At 69.2% G+C, this 15,047-nt stretch carries 19 protein-coding genes; 10 read left to right on the forward strand and 9 right to left on the reverse strand.

What is annotated here, in order from left to right:
* Positions 1-153: 153 nt before the first annotated feature.
* Positions 154-1,374 (reverse strand): NADP-dependent malic enzyme, encoded by a 1,221-nt coding sequence (locus tag HLK59_RS41325; protein WP_171146806.1) that lies wholly within the window; start codon positions 1,372-1,374, stop codon positions 154-156.
* A 614-nt stretch (positions 1,375-1,988) separates the two neighbouring features.
* On the opposite strand from HLK59_RS41325, the gene HLK59_RS41330 reads away from it, so the two are divergent.
* From HLK59_RS41330 to HLK59_RS41340, 3 genes are read left to right on the forward strand one after another with little or no spacing between them, the layout of a single operon-like run.
* Entirely contained in the window at positions 1,989-2,948 is a 960-nt protein-coding gene (locus HLK59_RS41330) for an ABC transporter substrate-binding protein (protein WP_171146807.1), read from the forward strand.
* 32 nt (positions 2,949-2,980) lie between these two features.
* Positions 2,981-3,925 carry an amino acid ABC transporter permease gene (locus tag HLK59_RS41335; RefSeq protein ID WP_171146808.1) on the forward strand — a complete coding sequence of 315 codons (945 nt, stop codon included), beginning with the start codon at positions 2,981-2,983 and terminating at the stop codon, positions 3,923-3,925.
* Positions 3,922-4,683, forward strand: a complete 762-nt coding sequence (locus tag HLK59_RS41340; RefSeq protein ID WP_277349572.1) for an amino acid ABC transporter ATP-binding protein — start codon at positions 3,922-3,924, stop codon at positions 4,681-4,683. The genes HLK59_RS41335 and HLK59_RS41340 overlap by 4 nt, the downstream gene beginning before the upstream one ends.
* Before the next feature lie 58 nt (positions 4,684-4,741).
* Here HLK59_RS41340 and HLK59_RS41345 read toward each other — a convergent pair whose 3' ends face one another.
* Complete coding sequence (locus tag HLK59_RS41345; RefSeq protein ID WP_171146809.1) at positions 4,742-5,500, reverse strand: class I SAM-dependent methyltransferase; 759 nt, start codon at positions 5,498-5,500, stop codon at positions 4,742-4,744.
* A gap of 102 nt (positions 5,501-5,602) precedes the next feature.
* On the opposite strand from HLK59_RS41345, the gene HLK59_RS41350 reads away from it, so the two are divergent.
* Complete coding sequence (locus tag HLK59_RS41350) at positions 5,603-6,232, forward strand: CGNR zinc finger domain-containing protein (RefSeq protein ID WP_171146810.1); 630 nt, start codon at positions 5,603-5,605, stop codon at positions 6,230-6,232.
* Here HLK59_RS41350 and sodX read toward each other — a convergent pair.
* Complete coding sequence (sodX, locus tag HLK59_RS41355; RefSeq protein WP_171146819.1) at positions 6,136-6,570, reverse strand: nickel-type superoxide dismutase maturation protease; 435 nt, start codon at positions 6,568-6,570, stop codon at positions 6,136-6,138. The two genes, HLK59_RS41350 and sodX, sit on opposite strands and share 97 nt — an antisense overlap.
* Before the next feature lie 145 nt (positions 6,571-6,715).
* On the opposite strand from sodX, the gene sodN reads away from it, so the two are divergent.
* The 5 genes from sodN to HLK59_RS41380 all read left to right on the forward strand — a co-directional run bounded on the left by sodN (position 6,716) and on the right by HLK59_RS41380 (position 11,243).
* Entirely contained in the window at positions 6,716-7,111 is a 396-nt protein-coding gene (gene sodN, locus HLK59_RS41360) for a superoxide dismutase, Ni (protein WP_005480378.1), read from the forward strand.
* Between the two features lie 209 nt (positions 7,112-7,320).
* Entirely contained in the window at positions 7,321-9,567 is a 2,247-nt protein-coding gene (locus HLK59_RS41365; protein ID WP_171146811.1) for a peptidoglycan recognition protein, read from the forward strand.
* Positions 9,568-9,656: 89 nt separating this feature from the next.
* Entirely contained in the window at positions 9,657-10,049 is a 393-nt protein-coding gene (locus tag HLK59_RS41370; protein ID WP_046260418.1) for a helix-turn-helix transcriptional regulator, read from the forward strand.
* A gap of 27 nt (positions 10,050-10,076) precedes the next feature.
* Positions 10,077-10,487, forward strand: a complete 411-nt coding sequence (locus HLK59_RS41375; protein WP_171146812.1) for a VOC family protein — start codon at positions 10,077-10,079, stop codon at positions 10,485-10,487.
* A gap of 15 nt (positions 10,488-10,502) precedes the next feature.
* Positions 10,503-11,243: a VOC family protein gene (locus tag HLK59_RS41380; RefSeq protein ID WP_171146813.1), complete on the forward strand. Its 741-nt coding sequence runs from the start codon at positions 10,503-10,505 to the stop codon at positions 11,241-11,243.
* On the opposite strand, the gene HLK59_RS41385 is transcribed toward HLK59_RS41380, so the two are convergent.
* The 6 genes from HLK59_RS41385 to HLK59_RS41405 all read right to left on the reverse strand — a co-directional run bounded on the left by HLK59_RS41385 (position 11,233) and on the right by HLK59_RS41405 (position 14,349).
* A complete protein-coding gene (locus HLK59_RS41385; protein ID WP_206328210.1) occupies positions 11,233-11,484 on the reverse strand; it encodes a hypothetical protein in 252 nt (83 codons plus the stop codon). The two genes, HLK59_RS41380 and HLK59_RS41385, sit on opposite strands and share 11 nt — an antisense overlap.
* Complete coding sequence (locus HLK59_RS51585; RefSeq protein ID WP_240982940.1) at positions 11,481-11,807, reverse strand: DUF952 domain-containing protein; 327 nt, start codon at positions 11,805-11,807, stop codon at positions 11,481-11,483. Before HLK59_RS51585 ends, HLK59_RS41385 begins: the two co-directional genes overlap by 4 nt.
* Positions 11,808-11,816: 9 nt before the next feature.
* Positions 11,817-13,013, reverse strand: coding sequence for a sigma-70 family RNA polymerase sigma factor (locus HLK59_RS41390; protein ID WP_346779936.1), 1,197 nt, complete (start codon positions 13,011-13,013; stop codon positions 11,817-11,819).
* A gap of 5 nt (positions 13,014-13,018) precedes the next feature.
* A complete protein-coding gene (locus HLK59_RS41395) occupies positions 13,019-13,444 on the reverse strand; it encodes a YciI family protein (protein WP_171146814.1) in 426 nt (141 codons plus the stop codon).
* A gap of 84 nt (positions 13,445-13,528) precedes the next feature.
* Positions 13,529-13,738, reverse strand: coding sequence for a hypothetical protein (locus HLK59_RS41400; RefSeq protein ID WP_171146815.1), 210 nt, complete (start codon positions 13,736-13,738; stop codon positions 13,529-13,531).
* 26 nt (positions 13,739-13,764) lie between these two features.
* Positions 13,765-14,349 (reverse strand): dihydrofolate reductase family protein, encoded by a 585-nt coding sequence (locus tag HLK59_RS41405; protein ID WP_171146816.1) that lies wholly within the window; start codon positions 14,347-14,349, stop codon positions 13,765-13,767.
* 130 nt (positions 14,350-14,479) lie between these two features.
* Here HLK59_RS41405 and HLK59_RS41410 point away from each other — a divergent pair.
* On the forward strand, positions 14,480-15,047 hold a 568-nt coding region (locus HLK59_RS41410), incomplete at its 3' end, for a TetR/AcrR family transcriptional regulator (protein WP_171146817.1).

Here is a 15,047-nt window from a genome sequence, read left to right on the forward strand (position 1 = left end):
CCCCAGGGGCCGGGGTCGAAGGGGCGGCAGCCCCTGGGGATGGGACGGGTAGGGGCGGCGGGGGCGAGAAAACACCCGGACAGCCCTCCGGTGAAGTAAAAAGTGGCCCCGCCCGGAGCGAACCGGACAGGGCCACCTGGACGATCACTCACCTCAACGGCGAGCGACACCCTCCGCACGGGCCGCCGCCGCGACCGCCGCGGTGACCGCCGGAGCGACCCGCTCGTCGAACGGCGACGGAATCACGTAGTCCGCCGCGAGATCGTCACCGACGACCGCCGCCAACGCCTCCGCCGCCGCGATCTTCATGCCCTCGGTGATACGGGAGGCCCGCACCTGAAGCGCACCCGCGAAGATGCCGGGGAACGCGAGGACGTTGTTGATCTGGTTCGGGAAGTCGGAGCGGCCCGTGGCCACGACCGCCGCGTACTTGTGCGCGACGTCCGGGTGCACCTCGGGGTTCGGGTTGGCCATGGCGAAGACGAAGGCGCCCTCTGCCATCGACGCCACCGCCTCCTCCGCGACCGTGCCGCCGGAGACCCCGATGAAGACGTCGGCGCCTTCCAGCGCGGCCTCCAGGGACCCGGTGATACCGGCCTTGTTGGTGAAGCCGGCGAGCTCCCGCTTGACCGGGGTCAGATCCTCCCGGTCGGCCGACACCACGCCCTTGCGGTCGGCGACGGCGACGTCCCCGATCCCGGCGTCGACGAGGATCTTCGCGATGGCGACACCGGCCGCGCCGGCACCCGAGATGACCGCACGGAGCTCACCGACCGCACGCCCGGTCAGCCGCGCGGCGTTCCGCAGGGCGGCCAGCGTCACGACGGCCGTGCCGTGCTGGTCGTCGTGGAAGATCGGGATGTCGAGGGCGTCCTGGAGGCGCTTCTCGATCTCGAAGCACCGCGGCGCCGAGATGTCCTCCAGGTTGACGCCGCCGAAGGACGGCGCGAGCCGGACCACGGTCTCGACGATCTCGTCGACGTCCGTGCAGGCCAGCGCGATCGGCACCGCGTCGACGCCGCCGAACTGCTTGAAGAGGATGGCCTTGCCCTCCATGACCGGAAGGGAGGCCTCGGGTCCGATGTCACCGAGTCCGAGCACCGCCGTACCGTCCGTGACGACGGCGACGACGGAGGACTTCCACGTGTAGTCGTGGACGAGGTCGGGCTGCTCGGCGATGGCGCTGCACACCTTCGCGACGCCGGGCGTGTACGCGAGGGACAGGTCGTCCTTGTCGCGGATCGGCACGGTGGCCTGCACGGCCATCTTGCCGCCGCGATGCAGCGCGAACGCGGGGTCGAAGGAATCGAGGGGCTCCGCCCCGTCCTGGCCCGTACCGCTGTCGCTGCGAGGATTGACGATCTCCGCTGCCACTTGTTCTACCCCTTAGATATTCATGGTTTGAGGGTGGCCACTCCTGGTTGAGAAGTGGGCGGGCACCGCGTACGGCCCTGTCAGTGATGCGTACGGGCCGTGCGCGACGGGCGCGCCGCACACGCGCCCTGAGCCCCGGATGAGGGGTGTAAAGAACCTTCTTACCGGACGGACGGCACACTCGACGAGTCCATAAGTGCAAGGTCACATGCCGCGACCTGAAGGCCACGGATCAGTGACATGAATCATGGTCAAATATGCGGACTCATCCTGGACCGCCCCTTGACGGAGACTCGAACAACGGAGTGATACGTCAAGGTGTCACTCACATCGTGAGATGCGCCGAAGATCCTCCGGCCGGAAGGACAGATTCCCGCAGAAGGTGCGGCCGTGATGTCCGACCTGATGCGGTTCGGGGGTCACCCGTTATCCGATTTTGACATGGCTGGCCCCCTGAATGGTCCAGTCCGAATGGCAAGATGCCGTAATCACACGAGGTCGCGGCACTCGAAGGCGTGTGCTCTCGTCGACCTGAGAAACCAAGGCGTCCGTCGACCCCGTCGGCAGATGCCCGCCCCATCGGCAACTCCACCCATCCGCCGGAGGAACCCAAAATGACCGCAAGCTCCCGTCGTACGACCGCCGCGCGCTCCAGGACTGCCGCGGTAGGCGCGATCGCGGTCGCAGGCGCCCTGCTTCTCGCCGGTTGCGGTGACCAGACCAAGGACAGCGGATCGGACAGCTCCGACTCCGCCTCGACCTCCTCTGCTCCGCTGGCCGACAAGCTGCCCAAGGAGATCCGCGACAAGGGCGTCATCAAGGTCGGTTCCGACATCGCCTACGCGCCGGTCGAGTTCAAGGACGACTCCGGCAAGACGGTCGGCATCGACCCGGACCTCGCGGCCGCCATGGGCAAGCAGCTCGGCGTGACCTTCGAGTTCGAGAACGGCACCTTCGACACGCTGATCACGGGTCTGCGCTCGGACCGGTACGACATCGCCATGTCCGCGATGACCGACACCAAGGACCGCCAGGAGGGTGTCGACTCCGAGACCGGCAAGAAGGTCGGCGAGGGCGTCGACTTCGTCGACTACTTCACCGCCGGTGTCTCGATCTACACCCAGAAGGGCAAGAACACCGACATCAAGACCTGGGCCGACCTGTGCGGCCGCAAGATCGTGGTGCAGCGCGCCTCGGTCTCGGAGGACCTCGCCAAGGCCGAGGCCAAGAAGTGCCCGAGCGGCAAGAAGCTGACCATCGAGTCCTTCGACAACGACCAGCAGGCCCAGACCCGCCTGCGCGCGGGTGGCGCGGACGCCGGCTCGTCCGACTTCCCGGTGGCGGCCTACGCGGTCACGAACTCCGGCGGTGGCAACGACTTCCAGCTCGTCGGCGAGCAGGTCGAGGCCGCCCCGTACGGCATCGCGGTCGCCAAGGGCGACACCGAGCTGCGGGACGCCCTCCAGGCCGCCATGGACGCGATCATCGCGAACGGCGAGTACGAGAAGGTCATGAAGAAGTGGGGCGTCGAGGACGGCGCCGTCACCAAGGCCACCGTCAACGGCGGCAAGTGACCGCGGACCGCGGGCACTGAAAGGCAACATCCGTGACAGTTGACATCGACAAGACGGACGGGCCGGCGGACACCCCGCCGGCCGGCCCGGAGGCCATCAAGGCCATCCCGGTCCGTCACTACGGGCGGTACATCTCCGCCGTGGTCGCGCTCGCCGCACTGGGCGCCATCGTCTACGCGTTCTCCCAGGGCAGGATCAACTGGGGGGCGATCCCGGACTACTTCTTCAACGACCGCATCCTCAGCGGCGTGGGCAAGACACTGCTGCTCACCGTGCTGTGCATGGCCATCGGCATCGTCGGCGGCATCCTGCTGGCGGTGATGCGCCTGTCGAAGAACCCGGTGACGTCGTCCATCGCGTGGTTCTACATCTGGTTCTTCCGCGGCACCCCGGTCCTGGTCCAGCTCATCGTCTGGTTCAACCTGGGCCTGGTCTTCGAGTACATCAACCTCGGGCCGATCTACAAGGACGAGTGGTCGCAGTTCATGACCCCGTTCCTGACGGCCCTGCTCGGCCTCGGCCTCAACGAGGCGGCCTACATGGCGGAGATCTGCCGTGCCGGCCTGCTGGCCGTCGACGAGGGGCAGACGGAGGCGTCGCACGCGCTGGGCATGAGCCATGCCAAGACGCTGCGCCGCATCGTCATCCCGCAGGCGATGCGCGTGATCGTGCCGCCCACGGGCAACGAGGTCATCAACATGCTGAAGACGACCTCGCTGGTCTCGGTCGTCCAGTACTCGGAGCTGCTCCGTGTCGCCCAGGACATCGGCCAGACCTCCGGCGCCCCGGCCGAGATGCTGTTCCTCGCCGCGGCCTGGTACCTGGTGCTGACCTCGGTCTTCAGCGTCGGCCAGTACTACCTGGAGCGGTACTACGCACGCGGCTCCAGCCGCAGCCTGCCGGCCACGCCGATCCAGAAGATCAGGGCGAACCTGCTGTCCCTGTCGAACCGTTCGTCGACGGGAGGCTCCGTATGACCGCCATGGTGAAGGCGGAGGGCGTCCACAAGTCCTTCGGCCTGGTCGAGGTCCTGAAGGGCATCGACCTGGAAGTGCAGTCCGGCGAGGTCTTCTGCCTCATCGGCCCCTCCGGCTCCGGCAAGTCGACCTTCCTGCGGTGCATCAACCACCTGGAGAAGGTCAACGCCGGGCGGCTGTACGTCGACGGCGAGCTGGTCGGCTACCGCCAGAAGGGCGACAAGCTGTACGAGCTCAAGGACAGCGAGGTCGCGCTGAAGCGCCGGGACATCGGCATGGTGTTCCAGCGGTTCAACCTGTTCCCGCACATGACCGCCGCCGAGAACATCATCGAGGCGCCGGTCCAGGTCAAGGGCGTGAGCAAGGCCCAGGCCAGGGACCGCGCGCGGGAGCTGCTCGACCGGGTCGGCCTCGCCGACAAGGCCGACAACTACCCCTCGCAGCTCTCCGGCGGCCAGCAGCAGCGCGTCGCCATCGCCCGGGCCCTCGCCATGGACCCGAAGCTGATGCTCTTCGACGAGCCGACCTCGGCCCTCGACCCGGAGCTGGTCGGTGACGTCCTCGACGTCATGCGCGACCTCGCCGAGTCCGGCATGACGATGGTCGTCGTCACCCACGAGATGGGCTTCGCCCGCGAGGTCGGCGACAGCCTGGTCTTCATGGACGGCGGTGTGGTCGTCGAGTCCGGCAACCCACGCGACGTCCTGACCAACCCGCAGCACGAACGGACGCAGGCTTTCCTGTCCAAGGTGCTGTAGGGGAGCCACGACGTGAAAGGGGCGGTACGGGAATCCCGTACCGCCCCTTTCCCATGCGCTACTTCACCGCGAGCAGCAGCGTGTCCGACGGCGAGCACCACACCGGGCGGGCCTCCCCGAAGCCCTTCTCGCGCAGTACGCGCGCGTGCCAGGCCGCGGACGGCATGTCACCGTCGGCGTGCTCACCGTAGATCTCGAAGCGCCGGGCCGTCGGCTCGGCGAGGACGGGGTCGTTCGCGGCGACCTGCCACCACTCGGCCCAGTCGAGGGCGCCGTCGCGCTTGGCCTGATCCATGCGGCTGTGGCGCTGGGCGCGTTCGGCCGCGTTGATCCGGGGCGTGCTGTCGTCGATCATGTGGTCCGCGTTCATGAAGAGACCGCCGTCGCGGACCAGGCCCGCGACCTGACCGTAGAGGGCCGCGAGGGGTTCGCTGTGCAGCCAGTGCAGGGCCGTGGCGGTCAGGACGGCGTCGTAGGAGTCGTACGGCAGTCCGGCCGGCCAGTGCGGGTCCTTGAGGTCGGCCGTCACGAAGGTGACCCGCTCGTCGCCCGCGAAGGTGCCCTCGGCGATGGCGAGGAGCGCCGGGTCGAGGTCGACGCCGGTGCTGACGGCCTCCGGGAACCGGGCGAGCAGCCGGGCCGTGATACTTCCCGTGCCGCATGCGAGATCCAGTACCCGGGGGCGGGGCCCGACGAGGGCCTCGACCATGTCGAGCATGATCCGGAAGCGCTCCTCCCGGTCGGGCATGTACCACTCCTGCTGCCGGTCCCAGCTCTCCTGCCAGGCCTGCCAGTCGGTTCCGGTACTCGTCGTCATGGGAGCCCCCTCTTCGAACGTACGCGTAATACCCTGGAAGCACGATCAGCTGTTACCGACCGACCGCACCACGACGATAGAACGCCTCCGTAAGGACTACAAGTGGAACTGGCCTATTACTCGGACTACGCCGTGCGCCTCGTCAACACCGAGGACCCGGCCCGGGGCAAGGACTCGCTCACCTCGGTCGAGGCCGTTCGCGACCTGTTCGGCGCCAGCCAGGACGCCGCCCGGCGTGCCGCCGAGGCCGACGTCAGTCGCTTCCGCTCGGTCCGCGGACGCCTGAGGGCGGTCTTCGAGGCCGCGGACGAGGGCGACGAGACCCTGGCCGTGAACCTGCTGAACTCGCTCCTGCTGGAGTTCCCGGTGAGCCCGCAGATCTCCGGGCACGACTTCCGGGACGACGACGGCCGCCCGCTGTGGCACATGCACCTAGCGGACCACCCGTCCAACGCGACCGCCGGCTACGCGGCCATCGCGGCGATGGGCCTCGCCTTCCACCTCACGGAGTACGGCGTGGACCGCCTCGGCCTGTGCGAGGCCTCGCCCTGCCGCAACGCCTATCTGGACACGTCCACGAACCGCTCCCGGCGCTACTGCTCCGACCGCTGCGCCACCCGCGCCAACGTGGCCGCCTACCGCGCCCGCAAGCGCCTGGAGGCCGACCGGTCGCAGAAGACCGGCCTGGCGGACGACAGCGCCCAGCGCGCGACGGCGAACGGCGAGCGCTGATCCGGCCTGCGCGGCCGGTACCGCAAGCGCACCTTGCCCAGGACGAGTTCACCGGGCACGACCCCGTAGTCCGTGCTGTCGCCGCCGGCGTACGCGTTGTCCCCGAGCACCCACCAGCCACCCTCGCGGCGCTCCACGGCCCGCTTGACGACCAGCAGGTCCTGTTGGAAGGGGTGCCGCAGGACGACCACGTCACCTGGCCGGATCCGGGCCCCGTACTGCACCACGAGCCGGTCCGCGTGGTGCAGCGTGGGCACCATCGAAGGACCGGTCACCTCGGCCAGCCCGAAGGGCAGGAGCGCCCCCCTGTGTTCGGTCTCCTGCGACAGCTCCGGCATCCCCGGCACCTCCCCTGTCCGTTCATCCACCAGTCTGAGGCTGACCCCGGACTTTTGTCCTAAGCCCATGGGGGCACTCGCGAAATCGCCTCTCCCAGGGAGTAATGTCGCACCTGAGAAGACGATCACGAGGAAGGAATGCTCCATGCTTTCCCGCCTGTTTGCCCCCAAGGTCAAGGTCAGCGCCCACTGCGACCTGCCCTGCGGCGTGTACGACCCGGCCCAGGCCCGCATCGAGGCGGAGTCGGTGAAGGCCGTGCAGGACAAGATGGCCGCCAACGACGACCCTCACTTCCAGGCTCGCGCCACCGTCATCAAGGAGCAGCGCGCCGAGCTCGCCAAGCACCACGTCTCGGTGCTCTGGAGCGACTACTTCAAGCCCCCGCACTTCGAGAAGTACCCGGAGCTGCACCAGCTGGTCAACGACGCCCTCAAGGCCCTCTCGGCCGCCAAGGCGTCCACCGACCCGGCCACCGGCCAGAAGGCGCTGGACTACATCGCCCAGATCGACAAGATCTTCTGGGAGACCAAGAAGGCCTGAACCGAGGCTTTCCGAAGGGGCCCGGTCGTCGTTCGCGATCGGGCCCCTTCGTTGCGCCGTGACGCAGATCACTGTGGTGCTGTCGGGTGCAACGACCGCCTTCTTCCGGCTTGTTGCGCTTTCCGACCGTCGACGTCCGCATACCTTTCCCTAGGCATCACATCTGTGGTGCCACTGGGGACACTGTGGCGAAGGGCGTGCGCGTCGACATGAGACGTCGTTGGTGGGGGGCGGCCGCGTTGACGGCCGCGACGGTGACCGGGGCACTGGTCGTCCAGGGCGTGACCGGCGGTCCGGCGGACAGCGCGGCGGACGACGGCAAGTCACGGCCCGTCAAGAGCAGCACCCGCACGGCACAGCTGTCCGTGGCCGCCGACGGCACCTCGGCCAAGCTCGGCAAGCGCGACACCGCGTCCTTCAGCATGCTCGGCCTGACCTGGTCCGACACCTCCGCGCGCGTGAACGCCACGATCGAGGCCCGCACCCGGGACGCCGAGACCGGCACCTGGTCCAAGTGGCTGACGCTGGAGGGCGACGGCGGCGAGGGCGAGAAGGGTGCCACCCGTGCCGGCACCGAACCGGCCTGGGTCGGGCCGTCCGACGGCGTGGAAGTGCGCGTGGACGGCAAGTCCTCGGCCAAGCTGCCCGAGGGGCTGCGCCTCGACATGGTCGACCCGGGCTCCGGCACGGTGTCCGGCCTGGAGCCGGCCGCCTTCGCGATGGACGCCACCGAGTCGCCCACCGCCACGGAGAGCACGGAGCCGACGGCCACGGCCTCGGCCACACCGTCCACCGGCGAGACGGACGGCACGGGCACGCCCAGCGCGTCCACGAGCCCGACCGAGACGCCCACGACCTCCGCGCCGAGCACGTCCGCGTCCACGTCGCCGACGGCCTCCCCGACCTCGACCGCACCCTCCGGTCCGGCGTCCACCGTCCCACAGCCCCCGATCGCCTCCCGGGCGGACTGGGGCGCCGACGAGTCCATCAGCCCGGAGGAGCCGGGGTACCTGCCGAGCGGGAAGATCAAGGCGGTCGCGGTCCACCACACCGCCGGCACCAACGACTACACGTGCGCCGAGGCCCCGGCCCTCATCCGCGGCGTCTACACGTACCACGTCAAGTCGCAGGGCTGGAAAGACATCGGCTACAACTTCCTCGTCGACAAGTGCGGCACCATCTACGAGGGCCGCAAGGGCGGTGTCGACCAGCCGGTGCTGGGCGCGCACACGTACGGCTTCAACACCCAGACCACCGGTATCTCGGTGCTGGGCAACTACAACGACGTGGCCCCGTCGACGGCCGCGACGACGGCGGTCGCCCGGCTCGCCGCCTGGAAGCTGGGCCAGTACGGGGTCGACCCGAACGGCACGACCACGCTGACGGCGGGCGCGGCCGGCGGTGACTTCTTCGGCAAGACCTGGGCGCTGGGTGCCCAGCTGAGCTTCCCGACGATCATCGGCCACCGCGACGGCTACAACACCGAGTGCCCCGGCACCAACCTCTACGCCGAGCTGCCCACGATCCGCTCCTGGGCGGCGGGCCCGGTCTCCGGCCTCACCCTCAAGTCGGTCACGGGCGCGGGCACCCTCGGCGCGACGACGTACTCCAAGGCCTCCGTCACCCTGAACTGGTCGGCCACCACCCCGTCCGCGCTGACGGCCAAGTACGAGATCCTCGTCGACGGCAAGGTCGCCGCCACCACCGCGGGCACCGCCACCAGCGGCAAGGCGACCCTCACGGTCGGCAGCCACAAGGTCGCCGTACGGGCCGTCCACCAGTCCGGCGCCACCTCGGCCACCCCGACGGCCACGGTCGTCGCGGAGACCACCCCGCCCACCTTCTCCACCAAGCCGAACCTCGCGCTGCGCACCGGCACGGTGAGCACCGCGGCCGTCCCGCTCACGCTGAAGTGGAAGGCCACCGACACGGCCGCGCTGAAGGAGGTCAGGCTGACCGCCCCGGTCGCCAAGACCTACGGTCCGACGACGATCAGCGCCTCCCTCACCGCCAAGTCCGGTACGGCGACGGCATGGTCGATGAAGGCCTACGACCAGGCCGGCAACACCGCGACGGCCTCGGTGACCGGCACACCGGTGATCCTCCAGGAGACCTCGGCGACCAGGACGGGCACCTGGACGGCCAAGTCGTCGACCAGCTACCTGGGCGGCAAGTCGTACACCAGCAAGACCAAGAACGCCTCCATGAGCTGGACGTTCACCGGCCGCTCGGCGGCCTGGGTGGTCTCGCGGGCCGCGACCTCGGGCCAGGCGTACGTCTACGTGGACGGCACGAAGGTCGCCACCGTCGACCTGAAGTCGACGACGGCCAAGTACCGCGACGCGCTCTGGACGAAGACCTGGTCGAGCAGTGCCAAGCACACCGTCAAGATCGTGGTCGTCGGCACGAGCGGTCGTCCGACGGTGACGACGGACGGTCTGGTCTACCTCAAGTGACGAACCCGAGGTGACGGAAGGGGGCGGGGAGCGATCCTCGCCCCCTTCTCCGTCCTCCGGAACGCGGGCCTCCGTGCGATGCTGGCCGGGTGAACCGTGAGGATCTGGTCCGACTGCGCAAGGCACGCGACCGCATGGACCGCGAGTACACCGAACCCCTCGATGTGACCGCCCTCGCGCGCACCGCCCTGATGTCCCCGGGCCACTTCCAGCGCAGCTTCAAGGAGGCGTACGGCGAGACGCCGTACGGCTATCTCATGACCCGCCGAGTCGAGCGCGCGAAGATGCTGCTGCGCCGCGGCGACCTCTCCGTCACCGATGTCTGCATGGCGGTCGGCTGTACGTCGCTGGGCTCCTTCAGCTCCCGCTTCACCGAACTGGTGGGCGAGACGCCGAGCTCCTACCGGGCCCGCTCGCACGAGGAGAGCGCGGAGATCCCGCCCTGCGTGGTACGGGCGTACACGCGTCCCAGACGGACGTAACGCCGGTTTTGACCTTAGGTTGGTCACATGGACCTGAAACTGCACACCTGTTTCATCGCCGTCGACGACCACGACAAGGCGATCGCCTTCTACTGCGACGTCCTGGGCCTGGAGATCCGCAACGACGTCAAGTACGAGGGGATGCGGTGGACGACCGTCGGGTCGCCGCTGCAACCGGACGTGTCGATCGTCCTGGAGCCGCCCGCGGCCAATCCCGACCTCTCCCCCGCCGACCGGGAGGCGATGGAGCAGCTGCTGGCCAAGGGCTTGCTGCGCGGGGTCAACTTCACCACCGACGACTGCGACGCGCTCTTCGCCCGCGTCCAGGAATCCGGCGCCGACGTGCTCCAGGAACCGACGGACATGCCCTACGGAGTGCGGGACTGCGCGTTCCGGGACCCCGCCGGAAATATGCTGCGGTTCATGCAGTCCCCCTGATCTACGATCCCCGGCATGAGCATCCGCTGGACGTACGCCTTCATCGACCGCCCCGCCGGACGGTTCGACCGCGCCGGTGAGTTCTGGACGGCCGTCACACAGACCCGGCTGTCCGAACCGCGGGGCGAGCACAAGGAGTTCGCGACTCTCCTGCCTTCCGGCGAGGCGGACGCCTGCGTGAAGATCCAGGGGGTGGCCTCGGGGCCGGGCGGCGCGCATCTCGACTTCGCCGTGGACGACGTAAGGGAGTTCGCGGGGTCGGCGGCCGGGCTGGGAGCCCAAGTGGTCGATGACCAGGGGACGTTGGTCGTACTGCGCTCCCCCGCCGGGCAGTTGTTCTGCGCGGTGCCCTGGCACGGCGAGTCGGTCCGTCCGCCCGTCGTCCACGGCAGCCGCCTCGACCAGGTCTGCCTCGACCTCGCCCCTTCGCTCTACGACGCCGAAGTCACGTTCTGGAGCGCCCTGTTGCCCGACTGGGAGTCCCGCCCCGGCTCCCTCCCCGAGTTCCACGCGCTGGTGCCGCCGCCCGGCCTCCCGGTCCGTGTCCTCCTCCAGCGGCTGGGCGAGGAACGCGCCGGCTCCGCCCATCTCGACCTGGCCTGCGCGGACATCGAGGCGACCCGGGTCCGGCACGAGGAGCTGGGCGCGAAGACGGTCGCGCACGGCAGGCACTGGACGGTGCTGCGGGACCCGGCGGGCGGCACGTACTGCCTGACGGGCCGGGATCCGGAGACGGGCGGCCTGCCTAGGGCGTAGCCATGACGCACAGGACCGCCGGCCCGCCGCTCTCCTCCTCCGGCGACGGACTGGCCGAGGCGAGCCCGCACTGCTCCTTCCAGTCCCCCGGCAGCGACGGCTGCGGGCTGAACCGGACCCGCCCCACGGGTTTCTGCGGCTCTTCCGAGTTCTGGAGCCACCAGGTGAGTCCACCCCCGACGACCACCGCGACCGCCCACGCGATCACGGCCCGTCGCCACCACCGGGGCCGGCGCGTCACCCCCACGGCTCCACGTCGACCACGGCCTCCACCGGCAGCGGCCCGTAGATGTGCGGGAACTCCTCGGCGCCCGGCTCCGGTGCCTCGTACTTCAGGGGTACGCCGAGCCGGTCGGGGTCGATGACCAGGAGCACCAGCTCGTCGGGCCCGTCGTAGGAGCCGTAGAGGAAGGCCGCGACCTTCGGGAGCTGGGCGCGTGTCGAGCAGTGGATGAAGCCCTCCTCCTGGAGGGTCCTGCCGCGGGTCGACATCTCGTACGTGCCGCGGGCGCGGGCGGCATCCCAGAGGGCGCGTTCGGTCAGGTGCACGATGGGCGTGGACATGGACTCACGTTAATCCCTGAGCCGTGCCGCCCGCCCCTGCAAATAGCGCTGCTCGGGCAGGCTCAGCGTCTGCCCGGCCGCCGACTCGTAGGCGGCGCGGGCTTCGTCGTACGATCCGGCGCGCTCCAGCAGATGACCTCGTACGGCATCCCGGCGATGCCCCAACTCACCCTCCAGGGAGTCCACTTCGGCGAGACCCGCTTCGGGCCCGTGGACCATGGCGACGGCGACCGCGCGGTTGAGGAGTTCGACGGGGCCGGGGACGAGACGGACCAGGACGTCGTAGAGGCCGAGGATCTCCCGCCAGTCGACGGCCTCGGCGGAGGGTGCCTCGTCGTGCACGGCGGCGATGGCCGCGCGCAGTTGGTACGGACCCGCCGGGCCGCTGCTCAGGGCGTGGGTGACGAGAGCCACGCCCTCCTCGACGGCGACCTTGTCCCAGCGGTCGCGGTCCTGTTCGTCGAGCGGCACGAGATCGCCGTGCGGGCCGGTCCGGGCCTCGCGGCGGGCGTCGGTGAGCAGCATGAGGGCGAGCAGCCCGGTGACCTCGCCGGTGTCGGGGAGGAGGCGGTGGACGGCACGGGTCAGCCGGATCGCCTCGCCGGAGAGATCACGGCGTTGCAGCGCCGGGCCGGAGGTCGCCGTATAGCCCTCGTTGAAGATCAGGTACAGGGTGTGGAGGACGGCCGGCAGTCGCTCCACCCAGTTGTCGGGCCGCCCGAAGCGCACGCCTTTGATCTTCTGCTTGGCGCGGCTGATCCGCTGGGCCATGGTCGCCTCGGGCACCAGGTACGCACGGGCGATCTCGACCGTCGTCAGACCGCCGACCGCGCGGAGCGTGAGGGCGATCTGTGCGGGCGGGGGCAGGTCGGGGTGGCAGCACAGGAAGAGCAGGGAGAGCGTGTCGTCGTCCTGCGGGACCCGCTCGGCCGGTGGCAGGGCGAGCGCCGCGGCCTTCTCCTCCCGTGCCCGCCGCGCGTCCTCCGCCCGCAGTGCGTCCACGAGGCGCCGCGAGGCCACCTTGATGAGCCAGCCGCGCGGGTTGTCCGGCACTCCGGCCTCGGGCCACTGCCCGGCCGCCGCGAGGAGCGCCTCCTGTACGGCGTCCTCGGCGGTGTCGAAATGGCCGTAGCGCCGCACCAGCGCGCCGAGGACCTGCGGCGCGTGCAGGCGCAGCAGGTCCTCGATGTCGGTCGTCCGTCGCACGGGGCTCAGATGTCCGCGACGATGTCCCCGACACCGTCCGGGATGGGGCGGATCACCACCGGGTACTCGGGGGCGCCCGCGGGCTGCGGGCAGTGGGCGATGCGCTCGGCGATCTCCGTGACCCGCTCCAGACTCGCGCAGTCCAGCACCCAGTAGCCGGCCAGCAGCTCCTTGGTCTCGCTGTACGGGCCGTCGGTGATCACGGCCTTGCCCTCGGCGTCGAGGCTGACGTGCCGGACCTTCGCGGGTTCGGCGAGGCCTTGGACGTCGATCATCTCGCCGGTCTCGGCCAGGTCGTTGTTGATCGCGCCCATGAAGGCGAACATCGCCTGGATGTCCTGCTCGTTCCAGGCCGGGGAGTTCGCGGAGGCCTTGCCCCGCATGGCCTCGTAGTCGACCTGGGTTCCCTGCACCATGACCAGGTACTTCATGACTGAACTCCTTCGGCTCCGGCCACCTCTGCCGGGCGGCTCTCACAGGGGACGTCGGAGCCGGGGACGGGTTCTCGACAGGGTTCAGGATTTTTTCGCGGCGGATTTCCTGCCGATCTTCTTCGCACGCTCGTCCTCGGGCTCGCTGCCCTCCTCGACGTGCGCCTCGCATTCGGTGTTCCGGCACGGCCCGGCCACCCAGACCGGAACCCACGCGCCCAGCGTCTTGTGACGCTTGACGACCGTCTCGACAGACTGTCCACAGGCGGGACAGGCATGTTTTTCGCTGTCCATGCCTTCAGAGTAGGGCGGACAGGGCGTCAGCGCTTCCTGCTGTACGTCCGCACGAAGATGCCGTTCTCGAACGTGCGGAAGTCGTCGAGCACGAACCCCGTGACCGAGAAGCCGGATCCGAACATCGGCATGCCCGTGCCGAGGGTGATCGGATACGTCTTGACGACGAGTTCGTCGATCTCGTCGAACAGTTCACCGGCGATCCGGGAACCACCGCACAGGTAGATCCCCAACTCCCCTTCCTCGGCCTTCAGTTCGCGGACCTTGCCGACCAGGTCGTCGCTGACGATCTCGACGTTCGGGTCGGGCGACTCGGTGAGGGTGCGGGAGGCGACGTACTCGCGCAGGTGGGCGTACGGGCTGGTGACACCCTCCTTCAACGCCAGGTCGTAGCTGGCGCGGCCCTGGACGACGGTGTCGAACTTCTTGTTCGGCAGGTCGTCGATACCGAGGGGGCGACGGCCGTGGGTCGGCAGGGTCTCCGGATACTCGGTCTTGAGGTAGGCGAGGAACTCCTCGTCGACGAGCGGGATCATGAACGCCGCGTCGCCGCTCTCGTCCCCGATGAAGCCGTCGATGGAGCAGGCGATGAAGTAGGTGAGCTTGCGCAAGCTGGTCTCTTTCCGTCGGTTGTGGGCCCGCTGTGTTCCGACCGTTGAACGACTTCATTTGTAGTGCTTCACTTGTAGTGGTTGCAAGGGTGTTTTCGGGACCGGGTGTAAGTAGGAGAGGGGATTCCGTATGGCGAGCAATCCGGAGCGACGGGCGGCACTGGTCGACGCCGGGGTCGAGGTGCTCTCACGGGAGGGGGCGCGGGGGCTGACCTTCCGCGCGGTGGACGCGGCGGCCGGGGTGCCCGTGGGGACCGCCTCCAACTACTTCACCGGGCGCGACGACCTGCTGCACCAGATAGACGCCCGGCTGCACGTACGGCTCGCTCCCGACCCTTCGGTCCTCGCCGAGCTGCTGACGAGACCGAAGGACCGCGCGCTGGTCACGGCCCTCATGCATGACCTCATGGGCCGCGCGACCCGTGACCGCACCGGCTATCTGGCCCTCCTGGAAATGCGCCTCGAAGCCACCCGCCGCCCCGAACTCCGGGAGTCCTACACCCAGTCGGTGCGTGGAGACCTCGAACACGGCATGCGGTTCCACCGTGACGCGGGGCTCCCCGGCGGCGACGAAACCGTCGTGGTCCTCTACCTCGCGATGCTCGGCCTGATCCTGGAACACCTGACCCTGCCGGGGATACACCTCGGACGCGGCCACCCAAAGGGAGAATTTCAAGCATGGGGGCACTCGTCGCCTT

Source organism: Streptomyces sp. S3(2020) (assembly GCF_013044505.1).
GTDB lineage: Bacteria > Actinomycetota > Actinomycetes > Streptomycetales > Streptomycetaceae > Streptomyces.

Bases quoted from the DNA above. Each gene is read 5' to 3' on its own strand.
- HLK59_RS51585 (WP_240982940.1), bottom strand. From the start codon at position 11,807: ATGTCCACGCCCATCGTGCACCTGACCGAACGCGCCCTCTGGGATGCC.
- HLK59_RS41330 (WP_171146807.1), top strand. From the start codon at position 1,989: ATGACCGCAAGCTCCCGTCGTACGACCGCCGCGCGCTCCAGGACTGCC.
- HLK59_RS41340 (WP_277349572.1), top strand. From the start codon at position 3,922: ATGACCGCCATGGTGAAGGCGGAGGGCGTCCACAAGTCCTTCGGCCTG.
- HLK59_RS41345 (WP_171146809.1), bottom strand. From the start codon at position 5,500: ATGACGACGAGTACCGGAACCGACTGGCAGGCCTGGCAGGAGAGCTGG.
- sodX (WP_171146819.1), bottom strand. From the start codon at position 6,570: ATGCCGGAGCTGTCGCAGGAGACCGAACACAGGGGGGCGCTCCTGCCC.
- HLK59_RS41380 (WP_171146813.1), top strand. From the start codon at position 10,503: ATGAGCATCCGCTGGACGTACGCCTTCATCGACCGCCCCGCCGGACGG.
- sodN (WP_005480378.1), top strand. From the start codon at position 6,716: ATGCTTTCCCGCCTGTTTGCCCCCAAGGTCAAGGTCAGCGCCCACTGC.
- HLK59_RS41395 (WP_171146814.1), bottom strand. From the start codon at position 13,444: ATGAAGTACCTGGTCATGGTGCAGGGAACCCAGGTCGACTACGAGGCC.
- HLK59_RS41365 (WP_171146811.1), top strand. From the start codon at position 7,321: ATGAGACGTCGTTGGTGGGGGGCGGCCGCGTTGACGGCCGCGACGGTG.
- HLK59_RS41400 (WP_171146815.1), bottom strand. From the start codon at position 13,738: ATGGACAGCGAAAAACATGCCTGTCCCGCCTGTGGACAGTCTGTCGAG.
- HLK59_RS41375 (WP_171146812.1), top strand. From the start codon at position 10,077: ATGGACCTGAAACTGCACACCTGTTTCATCGCCGTCGACGACCACGAC.